Genomic DNA, 20,792 nt, shown 5'->3' with positions numbered 1-20,792 from the left:
CGCATTAGCTGCAAAACTTGCGCTTTTGATTCTCACCCACGCCCTGCGTACTCGGGGCATGTCAGGAGCCCTGGATGGCAAGCCCACCGACGCCGATCGCCGCGCACGTTACCCATACCGTTAAACGCCTTCGCCGCGAGCGGGCGTGGAGTCTGGACCGCGCCGCGGTCGAAACCGGCGTGAGCAAGGCGATGCTCGGGCAAATCGAGCGGGGGGAGTCGAGCCCAACGGTCTCGACGCTTTGGAAGATCGCCAGCGGCTTTCGCGTGTCGTTTTCGAGTCTTTTTGACAGCGGCGCGGCGACTCGTGAGGCGCTCGAGTGCGACCAGCACGTGCCGGTGTGGGGGGAAGACAGCGTGGGCATGCAGGCGCGGCTGCTGTTTCCCTTCGATCCGCTGTTGGGTTTCGAGATGTTCATGATCGAACTCGCCCCCCACGCGTTGAGCGAGTCCGCCCCGCACGCCGCCGGCGTGGTCGAGCATATCGTGGTGGTGGAAGGCGAGCTTCAGTTTTGTCTGGACGGGCAGTGGCAGTCCCTGAAAGAGGGCGAGGGGCTGCGCTTTCACGCCGACCGGCCCCACGCCATGCGCAACGCTACCGAAAAGCGGCTGCGCTTTCACGATGTGATCCACTACCTGCCGGGCGCGGCGTCCGGCAACTGAGCGCGCAGCCAGCGGATCTCGTCGGCCCAGTTTGCCGGCTCGACGGTTTCGAGAATCAAGGGGATGCCGTCGGTGCGTTCATCCTGAATGATGGTGGTAAACGCCTCCAGGCCGATATTGCCCTTGCCCAGGCTATGGTGGCGATCCACGCGGCTTCCAAACTCGCTCTTGGCGTCGTTCAGGTGCATGCCGCACAGATACTCGAACCCCACCACGCTTCCCAGCTCGTCGAGGGTCTGCTCGGTCGCCCGGGCGCCGCGCAGATCGTAACCGGCGGCGAAGGCGTGGCAGGTGTCGATGCACACGCCGACCCGGCTTTTATCCTCGACGTGCTCGATGATGGTGGCGAGATCCTCGAAGCGCCAACCCAGATTCGTGCCTTGCCCGGCGGTGTTTTCGATCACCGCGGTGACGCCACGGGTTTGATCGAGTGCCAGATTGACGGACTCGGCGATACGCAGCAGACAGTCGCGCTCGCTGATCTTTTTCAGAAAGCTTCCTGGATGAAAATTCAACAGCGAAAGCCCTAGCTGCTCGCAGCGCTGCATTTCGTCGAGAAACGCCGCGCGGGACTTCTCGAGGCCTTCGGCTTCCGGGTGACCCAGGTTGATCAGGTAGCTGTCGTGGGGAAGGATCTGGTTCGAGGCGAAGCCGTGCTTTTGGCAAGCCTTCTTGAACGCGCTAATGGCCTCGATGGTCAGGGGTTTGCCTTTCCACTGGCGCTGATTCTTGGTGAATAGCGCAAACGCGTTGGCGCCGATCTCGACGGCGCGGTGAACGGCCTGATCCGGGCCGCCGGCCGCGCTAACGTGCGCACCGATATACTTCATGACAACTTCCCGAGGTCTGCGAGTGTAACGCTATTATGCCGGTTAACGCTGATCCAAAAAACGCTTGAACGTTTCCGGCTGGTCGGTGATCGCGCTCGAGACCCCCCAGGCCCAGCGGGGCTCGAAGGCGCTCGGGTCGTTGGGGGTGTAGCAGAGCACCTTATAGCCCGCCTCGACCATCGCCATGGCCTGGGAGCGCTTGAGCCGCGTCCAGTCCGGGTGAACGCTGAATGCCTCGAGCTCTTCACACAGCGTTTGCCAGCGCGCGGGCGTGGCGCCGAACAGCACACCAAGGGCCAGGCGGTCGGGGCCGGCAAGCGTTCGGCAGCGCCTGAGCGCCTTTTCATCGAACGAGGAGACGATACGCCGCTCGGCGGGGATTCGCTCCATCAGCGGCGGCAGCGCCGCATCGACCAGCGCATTGGCGTCGCGGCCCTTGTTGACCTTGATCTCGAGATTCACGCCCATGCCGAGCTCGTCGAGAAGCGCGATCATCTCGTCAAGCGTCGCCATTTTCTCACCGGCGTAGCGGTCGCAAAACCAGCCGCCCACGTCGAGCGCCCTGGCGCTTTGCAGGCTAAGCTTGGAAAGCTCGCCGCGCCCGTCGGAGCAGCGGCGAACGTCCTGGTCGTGCCAGATGACCGGCGTGGCGTCGCCCAAAAGCTGCACGTCGAGCTCGACCCAGGTAGCGCCGGCATCAAACGCGGCGCGTACTGCCGCTAGCGTATTTTCCGGGGCGGCAGCCGAGTAGCCGCGGTGGGCGACGAGCGCCGGTAACAAAATGCCGGGGTGCGACATGGGAATTCACCGAGTGCTGGTTGAAAACGCTCAGTCTAGCATGGGCGTATGACAACCCAATGGCACCGCTTGATTTATAACGGTTAACGCGGTTGGATGACGCTCTTTAGCCGTTCACTCACACAGGAGAAAGTGGTCATGGCCAAGCGGATCGAGTTTGCAACAACCGGCGGCTCAGACGTGCTCGAGCTCAAGGAGGTCGACGTCAAGGCGCCGGGCAAGGGCGAGGTGCGCATCGCCAATAAGGCGGTAGGGCTCAACTTCATCGATATCTATTTTCGTACCGGACTCTATCCCGCGCCCGGCATGCCCTCGGGGCTGGGCACCGAAGGCGCCGGCGTGGTAGACGCGGTGGGTGAGGGCGTAAGTCACTTGAAAGAGGGCGACCGGGTCGCCTACGCCCAGGGCCCGCTGGGGGCCTACGCCGAGCTCCACACGCTGCCCGCCGACAAGGTCGTAAAGCTCCCCGACGGTATCGACTTCGAAACCGCCGCGGCGAGTATGCTCAAGGGCCTGACGGTGCAGTATTTGCTGCGCCAGACCCATGAGCTCAAGGGGGGTGAGACCATTTTGTTTCATGCCGCTGCCGGTGGCGTGGGCTCCATCGCCTGTCAATGGGCCAGGGCGCTGGGCGTAAAGCTGATCGGTACCGTGAGCTCAAACGAGAAAGCCGCGCTTGCCGAGAAAAACGGCGCCTGGGCGACGATCAACTACTCGAAAGAGAACGTGGTCGAGCGGGTGCGCGAACTCACCGGTGGCCAGATGTGCGACGTGGTCTACGACTCCGTTGGCAAGGATACCTGGGAGACCTCGCTTGATTGTCTGAAGCCGCGCTCGCTGATTGTCAGCTTCGGTAACGCCTCGGGCCCGGTCGAAGGTGTCAATATCGGCATTCTCAACCAGAAGGGGGCGCTCTATGTCACGCGCCCGAGCCTCAACGGTTACGCCGACACCCGCGAGCGCCTGGAGCAGATGTGCAGCGAGTTCTTCGAGATGATCGAAAGCGGCAAGATCGACATCGACGTGGCCAACCGCTATCCGCTGGCAGAGGCCGGCAAGGCTCAGGATGCGCTGCAGTCGCGCCAGACGACCGGCTCGACCATCCTGCTTCCCTGAATTCGAACCTGAAGGCCTGCTTGATGCCACCCCGGGGTCGGGGTGGCGTATCGATCAGGCATCCGGGCCGTCATAGGCCATATCGAAAAAGCGCTTTTCGATGCGGCTGGCCTCGACAAAGGGCGCGCGCAGGCTCTCGAAGCTTTGGGTTTCACCTACGCGGTTGAGCTCGCTTTTAAGAAAGTCGACCCACTGCACGAAAGCCGGCTCGTTATGGATCACGATCCAGTCGCGGTGCTCGGCGCGCTCGGGCGGCGGCGTCGGGCTTCGCTGCGCCCACTCCAGATAGAGCCACTCTGCCACCACCAGCACCACGAGAATCAGCGCGTAGTCCTGGGAGGCGCAGGCCCGGTCCATCAACTCGACGAAGGCCTGGGTCGGCTCGGCAATGGGCGGGTTGCGCCAGTGATTTTCGGCCACACCGAGAGCCTGAAAGGAGTCGATGAAGTAGCGGTACTCGCCGCCGGCCAGCACGCTGAGCTGGCGCGCGTGGGTCAGGCGCGCCTCGGGATCATCGGCGGCGCACACCGCCGCCCCGAGTAGCCGCACGAAGCTGTCGCAAAAGCAGAAGTCCTGTACCAGGTAGCGGGCGAACACCTCGTCATCGATGTGACCGCTCAAGAGCTCATCGACGAAACGGTGATTGACCGAGGCGTCCCAGTACGGGTTGGCCGCCTGACGCAGCCGCTGGCATAGATCCATGAGGTTATCTCGCTGTTATCGTTTTCAAAGAGGAGTGACTGGGTAGTTTAGCGAGCAGGACAAATGATTCAAACGTGCTTGTGAGTGGGCGCCACCGCCGATCACGTTTAAAAAAACTCGCAGAATCAGTTAACTTATATTGTGTTTTGATCTATCAAGTGGGATACACCACACCGCCGGCGCTTGGGCTCGGCGTTTAATGGAGACACCGTTACATGGCGATCGAGGCTATCGGATTGGCCCCCAGTACGCTCATTTTCATGATACTCGCTTTGACGCTGGTCGCCTTCATTTGGGGCCGCTTTCGCTATGATGTCGTCGCCCTGGCCGCGCTATTGAGTTCGGTACTGCTGGGGCTGGTGCCCGCCGACGAGGCCTTTGCCGGTTTTGGCCACCCGGCGGTGATTACCGTGGCGGCGGTGCTGGTGATCAGCCGCGGTTTCGAGCGCTCCGGCGTAGTGGATATCATCGCCGCCCAGGTGATGAAAGCCGGCGAGCGTTTGCTGTTGCAGCTGCTTGCACTGGTGGGCACGGTCGTGGTGCTTTCCGGCGTGATGAACAACGTCGGCGCGTTGGCGCTGCTGCTGCCGGTGGCCATGCGCCTGGCGCGGGAACACAACACGTCACCCTCGCTTTTGCTGATGCCGCTGGCGTTTGGCTCGCTGCTCGGCGGGCTCACGACGCTGATCGGCACGCCGCCCAACATCATCATTTCCACCTACCGTGGCAACATCACCGGTGAAAACTTCAGCATGTTCAGCTTTTCACCGGTCGGCGTGGCGGTGGCGCTGGCAGGGCTTGCGTTCATTGTGCTGCTGGGCTGGCGCCTGACGCCCAAACGCAACAGCGCCGCCGGCGCGGCGGACATGTTCGACACCGCCAACTACCTGGTCGAGCTCAAGGTCTCGGAAGAGTCCAGGGCCAACGGGCTGACGCTGCAACAGCTTCGCGACGAGCTCGACGAAACCATTCCCGTGCTGGCCGTGGTGCGCGATGACAACCGCCGGGCAGGGTACTCGTTTCACGGCGTGCTCAAACAGGGCGATATTCTGCTGCTCGAGGCGGGCCCGGAGGAGCTTCAACTGCTCGAGGACAAGGCGGGCTTGAGCGCGGTCGCCGAGCTCGAGGAGGACGACCGCGAAGAGGACGAGCGCGCCGCAAAAAACGCCGATAAAGCGAGCGAGCCAGCAAAAGATGAGGCCATCGATACTGAAGGCCTGCAGCTGGTCGAGGCGGTGGTGCGAAGCGGCTCGATGATGATCAATCGTAGCGTGCGTCAGCTTCGCTTGAACCACCAGTTTGGCCTGCACCTGGTGGCCGTAGCCCGGGACGGCGGGCGCTTGAAGCAGCGCCTGCGCGACATTCGCTTTCAAACCGGCGACGTGCTGCTGCTCCAGGGCAGTGAAAAAGAGATCAACGATAGCCTCTCGTCGCTTGGGTGTTTGCCACTGGCCAGCCGCGAGCTGCACCTGGGGCAGCCGCGCAAGCTGGCGCTATCGCTGGGGATTTTCGCACTGGCCATCGTGTCGATGCTGTTCGATTTGCTGCCCGCGGCAGTGGCCATGAGCACGGCGGCGCTGGTGTCGCTTCTGATCGGCGTGCTACCGCTGAGAGAGGGGTATAACGCCATCGACGGGCCGGTGATCGTGCTGCTGGCGGCGATGCTGCCGGTGGGCGAGGCGCTTGAAACCAGCGGCGGCGCTGATATCATCGCCAATTCGCTGTTGTATTTTGGCGCCGAGTGGCCGGTCGTGGTGTCGCTTTGCGGGCTATTTCTGCTCTGCATGCTGCTCTCCAATATCGTCAACAACGCCGCCGCCGCGCTTTTGATGGCCCCCATCGCGGTGAGCCTGGCCAACGGCTTCGATGTCGCGCTGGAGCCGTTTTTGATGGCGGTGGCGGTCAGCGCCTCCAGCGCGTTTTTGACGCCCATTGGACATCAGTCGAACACTCTCGTGCTTGGCCCCGGTGGCTACCGCTTCAGCGACTACTGGAAGCTTGGGCTTCCGCTGTCGCTGGTGGTGATGGTAACGGCGATTCCCGTGATTTTGCTGGTGTGGCCGCTGTCGGGCTAGCGTGCTCGCGCAGGTGTAAATGCATCGTTAAACAATAGGCGGGCACTTCGATTGCCCGCTGAATCAAAAGGCTCGGCCCATGAATCAGCAACACCGCCAGGACGCTATCGTCGAACTGGTCCGCCTGCACGGCTACGTGAGTATCGAGCAGCTCACCGAGCACTTCACGGTGACGCCGCAAACCGTGCGCCGCGATCTCAATACGCTCTCGGACGAAGGGCGCATTCGCCGCGTTCACGGCGGCGCCGGGGTGGAGTCGAGCACGGTCAACACCGCCTACAGCACGCGCAAGACGCTCAACCTGGGGGAGAAGGAGCGCATTGCCCGGGCGCTGGCCGAGCAGATTCCGGATCACTCGTCGCTGTTCATCAACATCGGGACCAGCAACGAAGTGATCGCTCAGGCGCTTTTGGAGCACAAGGGCCTCGAGATCATCACCAATAACCTCAACGTCGCGGCCATTTTGCAGCGCAAGGAGGATTTCTCGGTGATCGTTGCTGGCGGCCAGGTACGCTCTCGCGACGGCGGCATCATCGGCGAGGCGACCATCGATTTCATCAACCAGTTCAAGGTCGACGTGGGCGTCATCGGTATCAGCGGTATCGACGAAGATGGCTCGCTTTTAGAATTCGATTATCAGGAAGTACGGGTCGCCCAGGCGATCATCGCCAACTCGCGCCGGGTGTATCTGGCCGCGGACCACTCCAAGTTTCACCGCAATCCGGTCGTGCGTCAGGGCAATATCGCCCAGCTCGATGCGCTATTCACCGACCGCCGCCCCCCGGAGCCGATCGTCAAGCTTTTGAGCGAACACGGCGTGGCGCTGCATATCGCCTGAACCTACCCACATTTCACTTTGATAGCGTGTCCTGACTTCAAATGGTCAGGGCCGTCACGCCCAGCCGTCTGTTTAAATAAATAGCGCTTTTTTATTCAGGGCCGCGACAAAGATCGCGGCTTTTTCGTTCGACGTTATGCCGACTAACGCCGCGTAAAAGGGCCGAAACGTTCGATAATACGCTCGTTTGAAAACGGCTGACACGATAAACGCGAAGTACGACACTCTGTCGTTTAACTACAACCAGAGACCCTGCCAATGGCGGATTGTTGGCCAAACGAGGCTCGACCATAGTCACACCATGGCTTTGAAACACCAACCCTTTCAAAGCCCGGCGCGCCTACTTAACCGGTCAATGCGTGCCAGCACGGCACCGCGAGGTCTACCGCCTGCGGCGTCTGCGCCCACCCTCAGGCGCTTATAAGCTCATTAGCCGACAGTGATAAAACAGACACAGTGATAAAACAAACACAGTAATAAAACAAACAGAGGTGGTTTATGAACTGCATCGAACTCACTCAGCAGGCCGACCGTATCGCCAGCACGTTCAGCAAGCAGGAACTGGCCAAACTGGTGCTGGCGCTCAAATGTCAAGGCGAGTCGCTTCAGCAGGCGGTCGAGGTGATCGACACGATCGACACCCGCGCAGGCTACTCGATGGAACAGGCCTGGGAGGAGGTACTCGCCCAGGATTCGCAGCTGATTATCGAAGACGAAGAGTAGCGCCTTTGAACGAGAAAGCCCCCGCGAGGGGGCTTTCTCGTTTTTACCGATAACGCCGTTATTCGGCCAGAGCTGCTTCCGAGCGCGGGGCGTTGGGGCGGGTCGTATCCGGGTTCTCGGCGAAATAGGTATCGAGCCGGGTCTGGGCCTGGTCGCCGAACAGCACCTCACAGGCTTTTTTGAGCCCCTCGGAGTTCATCAGCTCGTCGCGGTGAACCACCAGCGATACCTTGGCGCGCCGGCGCAGAAAGTCCTCGAGTTCGGTGATCATCTCGTGATCGCGGGCGTACTCAAGCTCGCAGCGGATGTACTCGGTCTTGTCGATCAGAATTTCCGCCTGGCTGGGGTCAGCCTTGATTTTTTCCAGCAGGCTAAAGGCGTCGTTGCCGTAGCGCCGCCACAGCCGCGACGAGAGCTTCTCGTTGGACGTGGCCGGCGTCAGCGCGTCGAGTTTCGCGTCGCGGGCTTGCTGCATGAACGATGCCTTCACCTTGTCATCCGGCTCGCCGTACCAGCGCGTGGCGGGGGCGCCAAGCGTTACCCCGAGCTTTTGCACTTCGTCACTGATCTCCTCACCCACGTTCAAACAGTCGGTCAACTTGCCGCCAAAAATACTGATATGGGCGGTGGATTCGTGAGTGTCGATCACGTGCTTGCGCGAGAGCTGCAAAAAGTCGCGGCTCTGGCCCTTGTCCGCCTTGACCGCCAGCGGGCGCACGCCGCAGCGGGTGGAGATGATGTCCTTTTCGGTCAGCGGCGTTTCGAGGCTCAAGCGTGCATTGATGTTCTCGAGCACGAACGCGATGTCTTCCTGCGTGACCTCCGGGTACGGGTTCTCCATGTGGGTATCGGTGGTGCCGATGCAGGTGCGGTTCCCCATGGGGATGACGAAAAACAGCCGGCCGTCGTTGGCGAAAAATGCCAGCACCCGCTTTTGCTCGGTGAGCTGCGGCACGATCAAATGAATGCCCTTGGAGTAGAGGTGCTGGTGCGAGGTGGACTGCTTCGTCAGCGCGTTGTGCTCATCGACCCAAGGGCCGGCGGCATTGATCAGCACTTTTGAGCGGATGTTGAAGGTATCGCCGGTCATCACGTCGCGCGCGCGGGTCACCCAACACCCGTTTTCGCGCTCGGCACCCAATGATTCGACGTAGTTGGCCGCCACCGCGCCGAAGGTCATTGCCTGGCGCACGAAATTGAAAACGAAGCGGGCGTCGTTGTCGTAGAGATACGCATCGGAGTACTCGAAGCCCCCAACGGCGTTTTCAGTGTCGATGATGGTCTCTTCCTGCTTGATGTTCTTTGGCGACAGCAGGCGGGGTCGCTTCGTAAAACCGTTACCCATCAGCCAGTAGAGCCAGGTACCCGCCCATAGATAACGCGGCGAGTGGCGAAAGCCCTTGGAGATAGTCGTGAGAAAGCGGATCTCCTTGACCGTAGAAGGGTAGCTCTTGATCAGGTGATTGCGGCTTTTACAGAGCTTTCGCACCAGCGCGAAGTCGTTGCTCTCCATGTACTTGATGCCACCCCACACCAGATTAGAGGAGTGCATGCTGGTGCTGCCGGCGAAGTCGCCGCGGTCGATCACCGCCACTTTCGCGCCTTTACCCGCGAGCGCCGAGGCGGCGGCGGCGCCGTTGATACCGCCGCCGATGATCAGCACGTCATACTCTTCACTTGGCAGCTTTTCGAGATTCTGAGTTCGAAGCGTCATGGCGAATTCCGTTGGGTCGAAAGCGCGAACGTGGATACGTCGCTTGATATTTTCAATAACGAAACTATAGATGATCGTTTTCGAACATTCAACGCGTTTGACACGCGCAAATGCCAAGCGAAAGGCATAAAAAAAGCCGGCCCAGGGCCGGCTAGAGATTCGATAAAAGAGGTGTTACTTGACGCTCTCCTCGGCATTGACCGGCGGTGCCTTGGGCGCCGCGGGATTGTGATCGATCAGGGTGGACTTGTCGGTGGCGAACTCGTTATAGGCGAAATCGTCTACGGTGAGCATCTCCAGCACCTCTTTCTCGAAAGTGCGCATGAATTCGGCGTCTTCCTGACTGACGATACCCGCTTCCAGACCCGCTTCGACCCGGGCTTCCGGATGCAGCGCGGTTTGCGCGATCTCGCCCTTGGCGTAGGCCTTGTTGACCGTGCGGTAGATCTTCTCGGCGCGCTCGTACTCCACCAGCAGTGCGTTGTAACGCGCCAGGGGGTTGCGCTGTTCGCCGTCGTCCTGGTCCCAGGTATTGCGCAGCAGCTTGGTGCGCAGTGCGCTGTGGGTGGATACACGATGGGCTATATCGCGGGCGAGATCGTCGTGCGGCTTGTTCCAGCGACGGCCCAACGGCATCACTACAGCGTTGAGCACCTTGCCCAGCGCGCGGTTGGGCAGGTTGTCGAAAATTTCGACAAAGGCCTGCTCGGCGCGGTGCAGCAGGAAGCGGCAGCTATAGTGCAGCAGTGCCTCTTCACCCTCGACCTTGTCGCCGGCCTGCCACTGCTTGAGTACCATGGAGGCGAGATACAGATTGGAAAGCACGTCGCCCAGGCGCGCCGAGATCATCTCGCGCTTTTTGAGCGCCGACCCCAAGCTTGCCATGGCAGCGTCGGCGCACAGGCCAAAGCCTGCGGACAGGCGTGCGATGTCCTGGGCATAGGCGGCGGCGGGAGCATCGAACGGCACCGAAGGCTTGCCAATGCCGATTCCCAGCGTCAGCGCGCGCGCGGCGTTGCCGAAGATCAGCCCGGCGTGCTTGAAGAACGCCGTGTCGAAAGCCTTGACGTCGTTTGCGTCCTTGGCGGCGAGTTCATCGAGTACGTAGGGATGGCAGCGAATCGCGCCCTGACCAAAGATCATCAGGTTACGCGTCATGATGTTGGCGCCTTCCACGGTGATCGCCACCGGGTTGGCGCTGTAGCCGATCCCCAGATAGTTACGCGGGCCGAGCGTGACCGCCTTACCGCCGTGCACGTCCATGGCGTGGCTTAGAATTTCACGCTGGAACTCGGTGAGCTGGCTTTTCAGAATCGCCGAGGGCACCGCAGGCTTTTCGCCGTGGTCGATCAGGTTAGCGGTTTGATACACCGTGGCCTGGGCGATGTAGCCAAGCGCAGCCATTTTGGCCAGCGGCTCTTGCACGCCTTCCATTTCCGCAACAGGAACGTTGAACTGACGACGGACGCGCGTAAAACCGCCGCTCCAGCCCAGCGCGTAGCGTGCGGTGCCGGTAGCGCCCGAGGGCAGGGTGATGCAGCGTCCGATAGACAGGCACTCGACCAGCATGCGCCAGCCCTGGCCGATCATATCCTGGCCGCCGATGATGGTATCCAGCGGCACGAACACGTCCACGCCCTTGATCGGGCCGTTCATGAAGGGGCTGCCGATCGGGTGGTGACGCCGGCCGATCTCCATGCCCTCGGTGTCGCGGGGAATGAGTGCCAGCGTGATGCCGCGATCTTCTTCGTCACCGAGAAGTTTTTCCGGATCGAACAGGCGAAACGCCAAGCCTACTACGGTGGCGATCGGTGCCAGGGTAATCCAGCGCTTCTCGAATGTCAGCTTGATGCCCAGTACTTCCTTGCCGTCGACGGTCTGCTTGCACACCACGCCGGTGTCCGGCAGTGAGGTGGCATCCGACCCCGCCCGAGGGCCGGTCAGGCCGAAGCAAGGGATTTCACGGCCGTCGGCCAGGCGCGGCAGGTAATGATTCTTCTGCTCTTCGGTGCCGTACTTCATCAAAAGCTCACCCGGGCCGAGCGAGTTGGGCACGCCCACGGTGACCATCAGGGTTTCATTGGCGGAGAGCTTTTGCAGCGCCATGGACTGCGCCTTGGCGGAAAAACCAAGACCGCCGTACTCCTTGGGAATGATCATCCCGAAAAAGCGTTCTTTCTTCAGGAAGTCCCAAAGCTGCTGAGGCAGGTCGGCGCGCTCGATGGAAATGTCCCAGGCGTTACACATGCCGGCAGCGGTGGCGCACTGGTTATCCAGAAACGCCTGTTCGTCCTCGCGCAGGCCCTCGTCCTTATAGCTTAGAAGGGCGTTCCAGTCCGGCTTGCCGGAAAAGAGCTGGCCGTCCCAGGACACGCTGCCGGCCTCGAGCGCGGTACGCTCGGTGTCGGACACTTTCGGTGCCACCTTTTTGAACATGCCGAACACGCGCGGCGTGAGCCACAGCCTTCTCAGCGCCGGCAAACCCGCTGCCGCCACGCCAAGCGCTACCAGCAGAAGAAGAAAGCCGATGACCGGGGCGTCGAACACCAGCCCGATTAGGCCAAGCACGGCCAACACCCCGACGGCCGGCGCCGCGCCGGCCTCCCGGCGCATCACGACGAGCAGGCCCACGATGGCCAGCACGATCAGCAGTAGCGTGAGCATAGAATCTCTCCATATCGTTTATAAGGATTATTCAAACGTGGTTGGGGGTACGTATTTAAACGGATGTTTGAATAGTGGCAGACTCGCGCTATCCCGCGCAAGTACTTCACCCTGGCGTCGAGTATCGCTCTCAGTATAGTGGTTGATGCGCCGTATGAACTCTTCGAGCCTGACGCGATACGCAAAATATGCGTCAAGCGATAAAACGAAAAAACGCCGCGGGCCGCCGCGGCGTGCAAGACGTGGTCAGGCGGTCGTTTGAGCTATCGCTTGGGCGCTTTTCGCGCCGGCACACTGCCGGCCACGTAGTAGTCGACCTGCTCGCGCGGCAGCGGCGCTCGATTGCGGATATGGTCGGCGATTTTTTCCGCCAGCATCAGCGTCGGCGCATTCAGGTTGCCGGTGGGAATCAGTGGAAAGAGCGAAGCGTCGACGACTCTAAGCGCCTCGAGCCCGTGAACGCGGCCCTGGCCGTCGGTGACGGCATCAGGGCCTTCACCCATTTTGCAGCTGCCGCATGGGTGGTAGGCGGTTTCCGCATGCTCGCGCACGAAGGCGTCCAGCGCCTCGTCGCTTTGCACCTCTGGGCCCGGTGCGACTTCGCGGCCGCGGTAGGCATCGAAGGCCGGCTGGTCGATGATCTCACGGGTCAGACGAATGGCGTCGCGAAACTCCTCCCAATCCTTCTCCGTCGCCATGTAGTTGAACAAAATGCTGGGCGCCGCGCTCGGGTCTTTCGAACGCAGGCGCACGCGCCCACGGCTTTCCGAGCGCATCGAGCCGACGTGGGCCTGAAAGCCGTGCGCCTGAACGGCGCTTTTGCCGTTATAGCTGATGGCGATGGGCAAAAAGTGGTACTGAAGGTTTGGCCAGAGCTCGTCGTCGTTCGAGCGAATGAAGCCGCAGGCTTCGAACTGGTTGCTCGCGCCGATGCCAGTGCCCTTGAACAGCCACTCGGCGCCAATTTTGGGTTGGTTGTACCACTTCAGCGCCGGGTAGAGTGAGATCGGCTGCTTGCACTCGTACTGAATGTACATCTCCAGGTGATCCTGCAGGTTTTCACCCACGCCGCAAAGCGCGTGAACGACCTCGATGCCAAGCGCTTTCAAATGCTCCGGCTCGCCCACGCCGGAGCGCTGCAGAATCTGCGGCGAGGCGATCGCGCCGGCGCACAAAAGCACTTCGCGTTTGGCGCGCACCCGGTGCGTCTGCCCCTTGCGATGGTAGCGAACCCCTACCGCGCGCTTGCCCTCGAACTCGATGGCATCGGTGAGCGCGTGGGTTTCGATGCGCAGATTGCCGCGCTTTTTTGCAGCATCCAGGTAGCCCCGAGCGCTGGAGGCACGCCGCCCCTTGGGCGTGACGAAACGGTCCATCGGGCCAAAGCCCTCCTGGCGGTAGCCGTTGACATCATCGGTCTCGGCGTACCCCGCTTGTTTGGCGGCCTCGATGAAGATGCGATAGAGCGGGTTGTTGTCACTTTTTGGCGTGGTGACGCTGACCGGGCCGTTACCGCCGTGGTAGGTATTTTCGCCAATGTCGCGGGTTTCGCACTTTTTGAAGTAGGGCAGACAGCTTGCGTAGTCCCACGCTTCCAGGCCCGGCTGTTTCGCCCAGTGGTCGTAATCCAGGGCGTTACCGCGGATGTAACACATGCCGTTGATCAGCGACGAGCCGCCCAAGCCCTTGCCCCGGCCGCACTCCATGCGCCGGTGGTTCATCCAGGGTTCCGGCTCGGTCTCGAAGGCCCAGTTATAGCGCTTGCCCTGTAGCGGAAAGGCCAGCGCCGCCGGCATCTGGGTGCGAAAGTCGAACCGATAGTCCGGCCCGCCGGCTTCGAGCAGCAGCACGCTCGTATCCGCGTCTTCGCTTAGCCGCGCGGCCAGCACGTTACCCGCTGAGCCGGCGCCGATGATGATGTAGTCAAACTCGCCTTGCCAGGCCATGAACACCTCCCAGAATCGAACTCGTGATACTCGCGTAGCGCTTGCCGCTCGAAACGCTAGAAGACCGAGGCAAACGGCCCCATTTCGATCTGCACCGATTTGATCTGGGTGTAGTGGTAGAGCGTCTCGACACCGTTTTCGCGGCCGATGCCGGAGGCTTTATAGCCGCCCACCGGCATCTCGGCGGGGGAGTCGCCCCAGGTGTTGATCCAGCAGATTCCTGCCTGGAGTTTATGAATGACGCGATGCGCGCGGTTGAGCGACTCACTAAACACGCCCGCCGCCAGACCAAAATCAGTGTCGTTGGCGCGACGTATCACCTCAACCTCGTCATCGAAGGCGAGCACCGACATCACTGGTCCGAAAATCTCTTCACGTACGATGCGCATACCATCCGTGCAGTCGGTGAACACGGTGGGCGCCGCCCAGGCGCCCCTTGCGTACTCGCCCTTTATCCACTCATCGCCGCCGACAAGCACGCGCGCGCCTTCCTGCTTGCCCAGTGCGATGTAGGAGAGCACCTTCGACTGATGCTCGAAGCTCACCAGCGGGCCGAAATTCACTGCCGGGTCCAGCGGGTCGCCCGCCCTGATACGCCGAACGCGCTCGACGAGCCTGGCCTCGAACGCTTCCTTGACGCTCGCCTCGACGAAGACCCGCGTGCCGTTGGTGCAGACCTGACCGCTGGAGTAGAAATTGGCCATCATGGCGGCATCGGCGGCGCGCTCGAGATCCGCGTCGGCGAAGACGATCAGCGGCGACTTCCCGCCAAGCTCCATGGTGACTTCCTTGAGCGTGGAGCCCCCGGCGGCTGCCATCACCCGTTTGCCGGTACCCACCTCGCCGGTGAACGACACCTTCGCGATGCCCGGATGCTCGGTGAGCATCGCGCCGACCTGGCCGTCGCCCTGCACCACGTTGAATACGCCGTTGGGCAGACCGGCCTCGGTGAAAATCTCGGCGAGCTTCAACGCTGAGAGCGGGGTGACCTCGCTTGGCTTGAACACCACCGCATTACCCGCGGCGAGCGCCGGCGCCGCTTTCCAGCAGGCGATCTGGATCGGGTAGTTCCAGGCGCCAATCGCGCCGATCACCCCAAGCGGCTCGCGCCGGGTATAGACAAAAGAGTCCTCGCGCAGCGGAATCTGGCTGCCTTCCAGCGCCGGCGCCAGGCCGGCGAAGTATTCGAGCGCATCGGCACCGGTGGCGATGTCCACGCTCGCGGTTTCGCTGATCGGCTTGCCGGTGTTTTGGGTCTCGAGCCTTGCAAGTTCGTCGTTGCGCTCGCGCAAAAGCGTCACGGCCTTGAGCAGCACGCGCGAGCGCTCCATGCCCGTCATGGCGGCCCACACGCGCTGACTCTGGCTTGCCGCTTCGACGGCGCGGTCAACGTCCTGCTGGCTTGCCTGCCCCACGCGCGCAAGCGTTGCGCCATCGAAGGGATTAACGACGTCGAACGTCTCGCCAGAGGTGGCAGCGACCGCGCGGCCGTCGATGTAAAGCGGTTCGATGTGTTGGGTATCCATACAAGACTCCTTTAAAGCGTGTCGTCAGTCAGCGGGCTAAGCGGTCAGTAGCCGGTCCAGGTGCGCAAGCGCCAAATCGCGGGCGGCATCGGCGTCGAGCCCTTCTCGAGCGAGGGCGCCGCGAAGCCAGAGCCCATCGATCAACGCGGCCAGGTCTTTTGCCGCGTTTTTCGCCTGCTCGCGCGGCATCGCCTTGCAAAACTGGTAGCAAAGGTTGGCGTAAAGGCGGCGGTCGTTGATGGTTTGCAGCCGCGCCAGCGCCGGGCGGTGCATGCTGCTGGCCCAGAACGCCAGCCAGGTCTTGGCTGCCGGGCCGCTGATCTGGGAACGATCGAAGTTGCCTTCGATGATGGCACCGATCTGCGCGCGGGCGCCTTGCTCATTCAGTGCGCGGCGTCGACGGGCGACCGCCTGACTCAAGTCGGTCAGGATTTGGCGCATGGTGGCCTCCAAAAGCCCATCCTTGCCGCCGAAATAGTGGCTGATGATGCCTGAAGAGACGCCGGCGTGGCGGGCGATACGCACGATGGTGACCTCGCCAAGCCCCACTTCGTCGATGGCGGCCATGGTGGCCGCGATCAGCTGCTGACGGCGAATGGGCTCCATTCCCACTTTGGGCACGATGACCTCCCTGAATCGTTGGATACCGTTTGGTTTAAAGGGCAAGGCGCTCACGGCTCGATTTGAAATTCCGCACCTATCGTGATGTTCTTATAGCGTGGCATTTTTTAATTGAACGTTCAATAAATAAAACCGCGTTCACTTGACCGCGCTATAGCGGCTAAGCTAGGTTGACACCCACAGGAGATAGATGATGAGCAATACGAAAAAGGCACGCTTAGGCGCACTGGCGGTCATGACCGCGCTGCCCGCAACGGCGATGGCCGATGAATGCAGCACCGTGCGCTTTGCCGAGGTGGGCTGGACCGACATTACCGCCACAACCGCCATGGCCAGCGAAGTGCTCGAGGCGCTCGGATACGAGCCCCGCGTGGACACGGTATCGGTGCCGATCGCCTACGCTGGCCTACGCAACAACGACTTCGACGTATTTTTGGGCAATTGGATGCCGTCGATGGCCTCCATCAGCGACCCGTACGTGGAAGACGGCGACGTGGTGCGCCTTACCGAAAACCTGGAAGGGGCGAAGTACACCCTGGCGGTGCCGCAGTACGTGTATGACGCCGGCGTAACGTCGGTTGAGGATCTGGCCGAGCACGCCGACGAGTTCGACCGTCGTATCCACGGCATCGAAGCGGGTAACGATGGCAACGAGCTGATCGAGCAGATGATCAGTGACGACGCCTATGGGCTGGGCGATTGGCAGGTGATCGATTCGAGCGAGGCGGGCATGCTCTCGGAGCTTAGAACCCGCGTGCCCAACGAGGAGTGGATGGTGTTTCTCGGCTGGGAGCCGCACCCCATGAACACCAACTTCGAGATGGCCTATCTTTCGGATGCCGATGACTACTTCGGCCCCAATCTGGGCGGGGCGACGGTGTACACCAACACCCGCGCCGGCTTCGTCGAGCAGTGCCCGAACGTCGGCCAGCTGCTCGAGAACATGAGCTTCACCCTCGAGATGGAAAACGAGCTGATGGCATCCATCATGGATGACGGCGTCGCCGCCCGTGACGCCGCCAACGCCTATCTGAAAGAGCACGATGACCTGCTGGCCGAGTGGCTCGACGGCGTGACCACGATTGACGGTGACGAAGGGTTACCCGCAGTACGTGAGGCGCTTTGACCGCAGCGCTTTCACCAAAGCCCGTTGAGTTTTAACCACTTGGCGAAAAAGGCAGGCCATTTTGGCTTGCCTTTTGCGTTTAAAGTGGGCATACTCTGCACCCGCTGATGAGGCAAAGGCTACGTAGCTCAGCTGGTTAGAGCACATCACTCATAATGATGGGGTCCCCTGTTCAAATCAGGGCGTAGCCACCACATCACGCGCGATACAGGCAGTTTTCAAAAGTCTGTATCACTATGGTGGCCCCTTAGGTCCTCCCGCAACGCGAAACTGCAAACCCCGCCAGGCCCGGAAGGGAGCAACGGTAGTGGTGGATGCGTGTGCCGGGATGTGGCTTTTGGGGCCGCCACCCGTTTTACCCCCCCCCTTTTTTTTCGTTCTGATTCTGTTTTTGACTTCCTCCATTCGTTGAACCACTCGTTTCGCGCGTTCGATACCATGCCTTCGGTACGGTGATGCAAGGATCGTCATGAAAACGCTTTTCCTGTGGCTTTTAACCTGCGTGCTGATGCTGGCGTTGCTATTGGCAGGCCCGGCGTGGCTACTCTTGACCGACCGCGTCGAAAGTGGCGGTCATTGGTCCAGCGCCAACCGTGACTCCGCCGGGCTGGCGCCGCTGCCCGAGGCGTACGCGCCGGCGGTGGTGCAGGTGTACGCCGCGCGGGCGTTTAGCTGGCGCGGGGCGTTTGGCGTGCATATCTGGATTGCGACCAAGGCCGAGGGCGCGCCGAACTACCGGCTGCATCAAGTGCTGAGCTGGCGCCGACCCACGGTGGTATCGGCCAGCGATACGCCGGATCGGGCCTGGTTTGGCCAAGCCCCGACCCTGCTGGCTGATTATCGCGGCAGCCAAGCTGCTCGGTTGATTCCTCTTATAGAGGACGCCGCTACCCGCTACCCGCAAGTCAATCTTTATCGCGTCTGGCCGGGGCCCAACAGCAACAGTTTCATTGCCTGGATGGTGCGCCAAATCGATGGCCTCGACATGGCGCTGCCGGTAACGGCGGTGGGTAAGGATTATCTTTTCGGCAGTTGGTTCGCCGCCACGCCCAGCGGCACCGGCTATCAGTTTTCGCTCGGTGGTGTGTTTGGCGTGATGTTTGCCTGGGAGGAGGGCGTCGAGCTGAATCTGTTAGGGCTCAGCCTGGGAGTGGATGTACTGCGCCCGGCGCTAAAGCTTCCTGGCATTGGGCGGATCGGCATGACGCGTCCGGTCATTCGGCACGAATAAACCGTCGCGCTCCTTGTTTGCAGATACATTTTTATTCGATTAGTATTTACAGACAAGGTTTTGGAGAGTAGCGATGCAAACAGTCACCCGTCTTGAAGGTAACAAGGCCGCCGCTGCCGTCGGTTTGAAGACCGCGGTGCGCATTCTGGACAAGTGGCAGGCCAGCAACGAGCAGGGCGAGGCGATTTTGCGCGTCTCACACTCGACCTACGCGCGCGCGCGGCGAGGTGACCTTGCAGAAATCAAGCTCGATAGCGACCAGCTCACCCGCGTAAGCTACCTGCTCAACATTCACGCCGCGCTGCGTACGCTGTTCGAGAATCCGGAGAACGTGTACGGGTTCGTTTCCATGGCCAATCATAACCCCTACTTCAACGGCCGAACGCCGCTCGAGGTGATCGGCGGCGGTGACTTCGCGGCGCTGTACGAGACCTTCAAGCGTCTCGATAGCCTGCGAGGCGCGCAGTGGTAGCGCCTAAAGAGCTTGCGCCGATTCCGTCGAACCGGGTGGTCGGGTATCGGCTGATCAACAGCAAGTTTCCGCCGATCGCGCTATTTGACGACGTGGCCGACCGCGACGAGTTCGAGGCGCTTTATCAGCTTCAGGCGTTGACCAACCCACGCCTGTGTAACGAGCTGGGCAATTTGGCGCTGCTGCCGCTGGAGGAAATTCCCTTTCACATTCGCGGCTGCTCCTACGCCGCGGCTGCGTTTACCCACGTCAATCCGGACGGTTCTCGCTTTAGTGACGGCAGTTTTGGTGTGCTCTATATCGCCGATACGTTGGACACCGCCATTGCCGAGGTCAGCCATCATCAAACGGCGTACTGGGAGCGGGTGCCGGCGCTGCATTTTGAACGCTTCGTATTTCGTGGGCTGCGCTGCACGTTCGATGAGAAAACGTGTCGTGATGGCCTCGCGCTCGAGAGCAGCCACACCATTTACGACCCGGATAGCTACACCGAGTCCCGCACGCTGGGCCACGCGCTTCGCCGCGCCGGTGAGCCGGGGCTTCGCTACCGCTCGGTACGCCGCGAAGGCGCGGTGTGCTGGGCACTGATGACCCCGCGTTGGGTGGAGGATGTCGTCCAGACCACGCATATCGAAATGGTCTGGAACGCGGGGCTGGCTCAGGTGAATCGACTCACGACCCTTGGCCCCCGCTGATACAAGGGGGAAGCTAACCGGCGTTGTCGTCGGTAAAGCGCTGCATGATGGCAAGCGTTTCGTCGCTGACGTGATGCTCCATGCCTTCGGCGTCGATGCGTGCGGTGCTGTCGGGCACGCCGAGTGCGCGCAGAAAATGGAGGACGACGTCGTGACGACCGCGGGACGTCTGGGCCATCTTCCTACCTTCATCGGTTAGAAACAGCGAACGGTAGGGCTGGCTCGTGACCAGCCCCAGCTCGTTGAGCCGGCGAATCATTTTTGACACGGTTGCCTGGCTGACCGCCATGCGGTTGGCGATATCCGCGGCGCGCGCCTCGCCCCGGTGATCCAGCAAATCCCCGATGAGTTCGACGTAATCCTCGATCAGTTCGGTTTCATGAGCGTTGCGCACCGTTTCGTACTGGCGTGCGTGCTGCTCGACCGGCGGTAGCGCATCGTGGCTGTGGCCGCCCTTGAGCGAGCGGTGCGGCGTGGATTCATCACTCATTGGCAGGACTTACTGACAGTAGATGGAAAGTGTCGCGTGGCGCGCCTGAGTATCGACCCCGATGGGGGCGTAGGGCGAGCAATCGCCTCGGTGCTTTCGCAAAGCCGACCACGTTTGCGGGCATACTAGCACATCGGGGCGAAGAGCGGAGCAGGTAAGGCGTCTGTGATAATTTCTACTCGGGGTTCATCATGTTGGCTGGCGCGCCGACCTATTCGCGCTCGTTGAGCGACTGAATCTGGCTTTGCACGCCCAGCGCCTCTTCCACGTCGACCTGAAAAGCGATGCCGGTCCCCGGCGTTTCGTCGAACTCGCCGGCGTCGGCGATTGAATCCAGCACAGCGCGGCTTTTTTGCGCATCGACCAGAAAAAGTAGCACGTCGCGCTGAGCGGTGATTTCGATGCCCAGAAAACCACGCGCCTGGTGGCGACCTTCGCCGCGGGCGTTGTTGATCACGGTGGCGCCCGTGGCGCCAGCCTCGCGGGCGGCGTTCATGACCCGGTCGGTGAGTGCATCCTCCACCAGTGCCACGATCAGTTTGAAACGCATGCTTTTCTCCTTT

19 protein-coding genes, 1 tRNA gene and 1 other RNA gene are annotated in these 20,792 nt (G+C 61.4%); 11 read left to right on the top strand and 10 right to left on the bottom strand.

Going from position 1 to position 20,792, the window contains the following annotated elements:
• Positions 1-74: 74 nt before the first annotated feature.
• Positions 75-662 carry an XRE family transcriptional regulator gene (locus tag RN346_RS08770; RefSeq protein WP_311960904.1) on the top strand — a complete coding sequence of 196 codons (588 nt, stop codon included), beginning with the start codon at positions 75-77 and terminating at the stop codon, positions 660-662.
• Here the strand turns inward: RN346_RS08770 and nfo are convergent.
• Both nfo and RN346_RS08760 read right to left on the bottom strand, forming a co-directional pair.
• Positions 632-1,492, bottom strand: a complete 861-nt coding sequence (gene nfo / locus RN346_RS08765; RefSeq protein ID WP_311960903.1) for a deoxyribonuclease IV — start codon at positions 1,490-1,492, stop codon at positions 632-634. The two genes, RN346_RS08770 and nfo, sit on opposite strands and share 31 nt — an antisense overlap.
• A gap of 42 nt (positions 1,493-1,534) precedes the next feature.
• Entirely contained in the window at positions 1,535-2,290 is a 756-nt protein-coding gene (locus RN346_RS08760) for a glycerophosphodiester phosphodiesterase family protein (protein WP_311960902.1), read from the bottom strand.
• Between the two features lie 138 nt (positions 2,291-2,428).
• Here RN346_RS08760 and RN346_RS08755 point away from each other — a divergent pair, with 138 nt between their 5' ends.
• Positions 2,429-3,406, top strand: a complete 978-nt coding sequence (locus RN346_RS08755) for an NADPH:quinone reductase (protein ID WP_311960901.1) — start codon at positions 2,429-2,431, stop codon at positions 3,404-3,406.
• A gap of 54 nt (positions 3,407-3,460) precedes the next feature.
• On the opposite strand, the gene RN346_RS08750 is transcribed toward RN346_RS08755, so the two are convergent.
• Positions 3,461-4,108, bottom strand: a complete 648-nt coding sequence (locus tag RN346_RS08750) for a TenA family protein (protein WP_263587176.1) — start codon at positions 4,106-4,108, stop codon at positions 3,461-3,463.
• A gap of 215 nt (positions 4,109-4,323) precedes the next feature.
• Between RN346_RS08750 and RN346_RS08745 the strand changes: the two genes are divergently transcribed.
• The 3 genes from RN346_RS08745 to RN346_RS08735 all read left to right on the top strand — a co-directional run bounded on the left by RN346_RS08745 (position 4,324) and on the right by RN346_RS08735 (position 7,744).
• Entirely contained in the window at positions 4,324-6,183 is a 1,860-nt protein-coding gene (locus RN346_RS08745; RefSeq protein WP_311960900.1) for an SLC13 family permease, read from the top strand.
• Positions 6,184-6,262: 79 nt separating this feature from the next.
• A complete protein-coding gene (locus RN346_RS08740) occupies positions 6,263-7,021 on the top strand; it encodes a DeoR/GlpR family transcriptional regulator (RefSeq protein ID WP_263587178.1) in 759 nt (252 codons plus the stop codon).
• 498 nt (positions 7,022-7,519) lie between these two features.
• On the top strand, positions 7,520-7,744 hold the full coding sequence (locus RN346_RS08735) for a hypothetical protein (protein ID WP_263587179.1): 225 nt from the start codon (positions 7,520-7,522) through the stop codon (positions 7,742-7,744).
• 58 nt (positions 7,745-7,802) lie between these two features.
• On the opposite strand, the gene RN346_RS08730 is transcribed toward RN346_RS08735, so the two are convergent.
• The 5 genes from RN346_RS08730 to betI all read right to left on the bottom strand — a co-directional run bounded on the left by RN346_RS08730 (position 7,803) and on the right by betI (position 16,215).
• Positions 7,803-9,458 carry an FAD-dependent oxidoreductase gene (locus tag RN346_RS08730; protein ID WP_311960899.1) on the bottom strand — a complete coding sequence of 552 codons (1,656 nt, stop codon included), beginning with the start codon at positions 9,456-9,458 and terminating at the stop codon, positions 7,803-7,805.
• Between the two features lie 174 nt (positions 9,459-9,632).
• A complete protein-coding gene (locus RN346_RS08725; protein WP_311960898.1) occupies positions 9,633-12,122 on the bottom strand; it encodes an acyl-CoA dehydrogenase in 2,490 nt (829 codons plus the stop codon).
• Between the two features lie 263 nt (positions 12,123-12,385).
• Positions 12,386-14,068, bottom strand: a complete 1,683-nt coding sequence (betA, locus tag RN346_RS08720) for a choline dehydrogenase (RefSeq protein WP_311960897.1) — start codon at positions 14,066-14,068, stop codon at positions 12,386-12,388.
• A 56-nt stretch (positions 14,069-14,124) separates the two neighbouring features.
• Positions 14,125-15,594 carry a betaine-aldehyde dehydrogenase gene (gene betB / locus RN346_RS08715; protein WP_311960896.1) on the bottom strand — a complete coding sequence of 490 codons (1,470 nt, stop codon included), beginning with the start codon at positions 15,592-15,594 and terminating at the stop codon, positions 14,125-14,127.
• Between the two features lie 36 nt (positions 15,595-15,630).
• The gene (gene betI, locus RN346_RS08710) at positions 15,631-16,215 is read right to left on the bottom strand and encodes a transcriptional regulator BetI (protein ID WP_263587184.1); all 585 of its coding nucleotides are present in this window, start codon (positions 16,213-16,215) and stop codon (positions 15,631-15,633) included.
• 193 nt (positions 16,216-16,408) lie between these two features.
• Between betI and RN346_RS08705 the strand changes: the two genes are divergently transcribed.
• The 6 genes from RN346_RS08705 to RN346_RS08680 all read left to right on the top strand — a co-directional run bounded on the left by RN346_RS08705 (position 16,409) and on the right by RN346_RS08680 (position 19,739).
• Complete coding sequence (locus RN346_RS08705; RefSeq protein ID WP_409335759.1) at positions 16,409-17,341, top strand: choline ABC transporter substrate-binding protein; 933 nt, start codon at positions 16,409-16,411, stop codon at positions 17,339-17,341.
• Between the two features lie 117 nt (positions 17,342-17,458).
• Positions 17,459-17,535: transfer RNA gene (locus RN346_RS08700), tRNA-Met, on the top strand.
• A 52-nt stretch (positions 17,536-17,587) separates the two neighbouring features.
• Positions 17,588-17,684: signal recognition particle sRNA small type (gene ffs / locus RN346_RS08695), an RNA gene on the top strand.
• Positions 17,685-17,810: 126 nt separating this feature from the next.
• A complete protein-coding gene (locus RN346_RS08690; protein WP_311960895.1) occupies positions 17,811-18,572 on the top strand; it encodes a DUF3750 domain-containing protein in 762 nt (253 codons plus the stop codon).
• Positions 18,573-18,645: 73 nt separating this feature from the next.
• On the top strand, positions 18,646-19,044 hold the full coding sequence (locus RN346_RS08685; protein ID WP_263587187.1) for an antitoxin Xre-like helix-turn-helix domain-containing protein: 399 nt from the start codon (positions 18,646-18,648) through the stop codon (positions 19,042-19,044).
• On the top strand, positions 19,038-19,739 hold the full coding sequence (locus RN346_RS08680) for an RES family NAD+ phosphorylase (RefSeq protein ID WP_311960894.1): 702 nt from the start codon (positions 19,038-19,040) through the stop codon (positions 19,737-19,739). Before RN346_RS08685 ends, RN346_RS08680 begins: the two co-directional genes overlap by 7 nt.
• 13 nt (positions 19,740-19,752) lie before the next feature.
• Here RN346_RS08680 and mntR read toward each other — a convergent pair whose 3' ends face one another.
• Together mntR and RN346_RS08670 are read right to left on the bottom strand one after the other, a co-directional pair.
• Entirely contained in the window at positions 19,753-20,229 is a 477-nt protein-coding gene (gene mntR, locus RN346_RS08675; RefSeq protein ID WP_263587189.1) for a manganese-binding transcriptional regulator MntR, read from the bottom strand.
• 211 nt (positions 20,230-20,440) lie between these two features.
• Entirely contained in the window at positions 20,441-20,779 is a 339-nt protein-coding gene (locus RN346_RS08670; protein WP_311960893.1) for a P-II family nitrogen regulator, read from the bottom strand.
• Positions 20,780-20,792: the final 13 nt, after the last annotated feature.

Source organism: Halomonas sp. PAMB 3232 (genome assembly GCF_031954225.1).
Classification (GTDB): domain Bacteria; phylum Pseudomonadota; class Gammaproteobacteria; order Pseudomonadales; family Halomonadaceae; genus Vreelandella.
This window is presented reverse-complemented; position numbering and strand designations above follow the sequence as displayed.

What these genes read in the sequence shown, in the direction of transcription:
- RN346_RS08770 (WP_311960904.1), top strand. Translation starts at nt 75, where the DNA reads ATGGCAAGCCCACCGACGCCGATCGCCGCGCACGTTACCCATACCGTT.
- nfo (WP_311960903.1), bottom strand. Translation starts at nt 1,492, where the DNA reads ATGAAGTATATCGGTGCGCACGTTAGCGCGGCCGGCGGCCCGGATCAG.
- RN346_RS08760 (WP_311960902.1), bottom strand. Translation starts at nt 2,290, where the DNA reads ATGTCGCACCCCGGCATTTTGTTACCGGCGCTCGTCGCCCACCGCGGC.
- RN346_RS08755 (WP_311960901.1), top strand. Translation starts at nt 2,429, where the DNA reads ATGGCCAAGCGGATCGAGTTTGCAACAACCGGCGGCTCAGACGTGCTC.
- RN346_RS08750 (WP_263587176.1), bottom strand. Translation starts at nt 4,108, where the DNA reads ATGGATCTATGCCAGCGGCTGCGTCAGGCGGCCAACCCGTACTGGGAC.
- RN346_RS08745 (WP_311960900.1), top strand. Translation starts at nt 4,324, where the DNA reads ATGGCGATCGAGGCTATCGGATTGGCCCCCAGTACGCTCATTTTCATG.
- RN346_RS08740 (WP_263587178.1), top strand. Translation starts at nt 6,263, where the DNA reads ATGAATCAGCAACACCGCCAGGACGCTATCGTCGAACTGGTCCGCCTG.
- RN346_RS08735 (WP_263587179.1), top strand. Translation starts at nt 7,520, where the DNA reads ATGAACTGCATCGAACTCACTCAGCAGGCCGACCGTATCGCCAGCACG.
- RN346_RS08730 (WP_311960899.1), bottom strand. Translation starts at nt 9,458, where the DNA reads ATGACGCTTCGAACTCAGAATCTCGAAAAGCTGCCAAGTGAAGAGTAT.
- RN346_RS08725 (WP_311960898.1), bottom strand. Translation starts at nt 12,122, where the DNA reads ATGCTCACGCTACTGCTGATCGTGCTGGCCATCGTGGGCCTGCTCGTC.
- betA (WP_311960897.1), bottom strand. Translation starts at nt 14,068, where the DNA reads ATGGCCTGGCAAGGCGAGTTTGACTACATCATCATCGGCGCCGGCTCA.
- betB (WP_311960896.1), bottom strand. Translation starts at nt 15,594, where the DNA reads ATGGATACCCAACACATCGAACCGCTTTACATCGACGGCCGCGCGGTC.
- RN346_RS08705 (WP_409335759.1), top strand. Translation starts at nt 16,409, where the DNA reads ATGAGCAATACGAAAAAGGCACGCTTAGGCGCACTGGCGGTCATGACC.
- RN346_RS08690 (WP_311960895.1), top strand. Translation starts at nt 17,811, where the DNA reads ATGAAAACGCTTTTCCTGTGGCTTTTAACCTGCGTGCTGATGCTGGCG.
- RN346_RS08685 (WP_263587187.1), top strand. Translation starts at nt 18,646, where the DNA reads ATGCAAACAGTCACCCGTCTTGAAGGTAACAAGGCCGCCGCTGCCGTC.
- mntR (WP_263587189.1), bottom strand. Translation starts at nt 20,229, where the DNA reads ATGAGTGATGAATCCACGCCGCACCGCTCGCTCAAGGGCGGCCACAGC.
- RN346_RS08670 (WP_311960893.1), bottom strand. Translation starts at nt 20,779, where the DNA reads ATGCGTTTCAAACTGATCGTGGCACTGGTGGAGGATGCACTCACCGAC.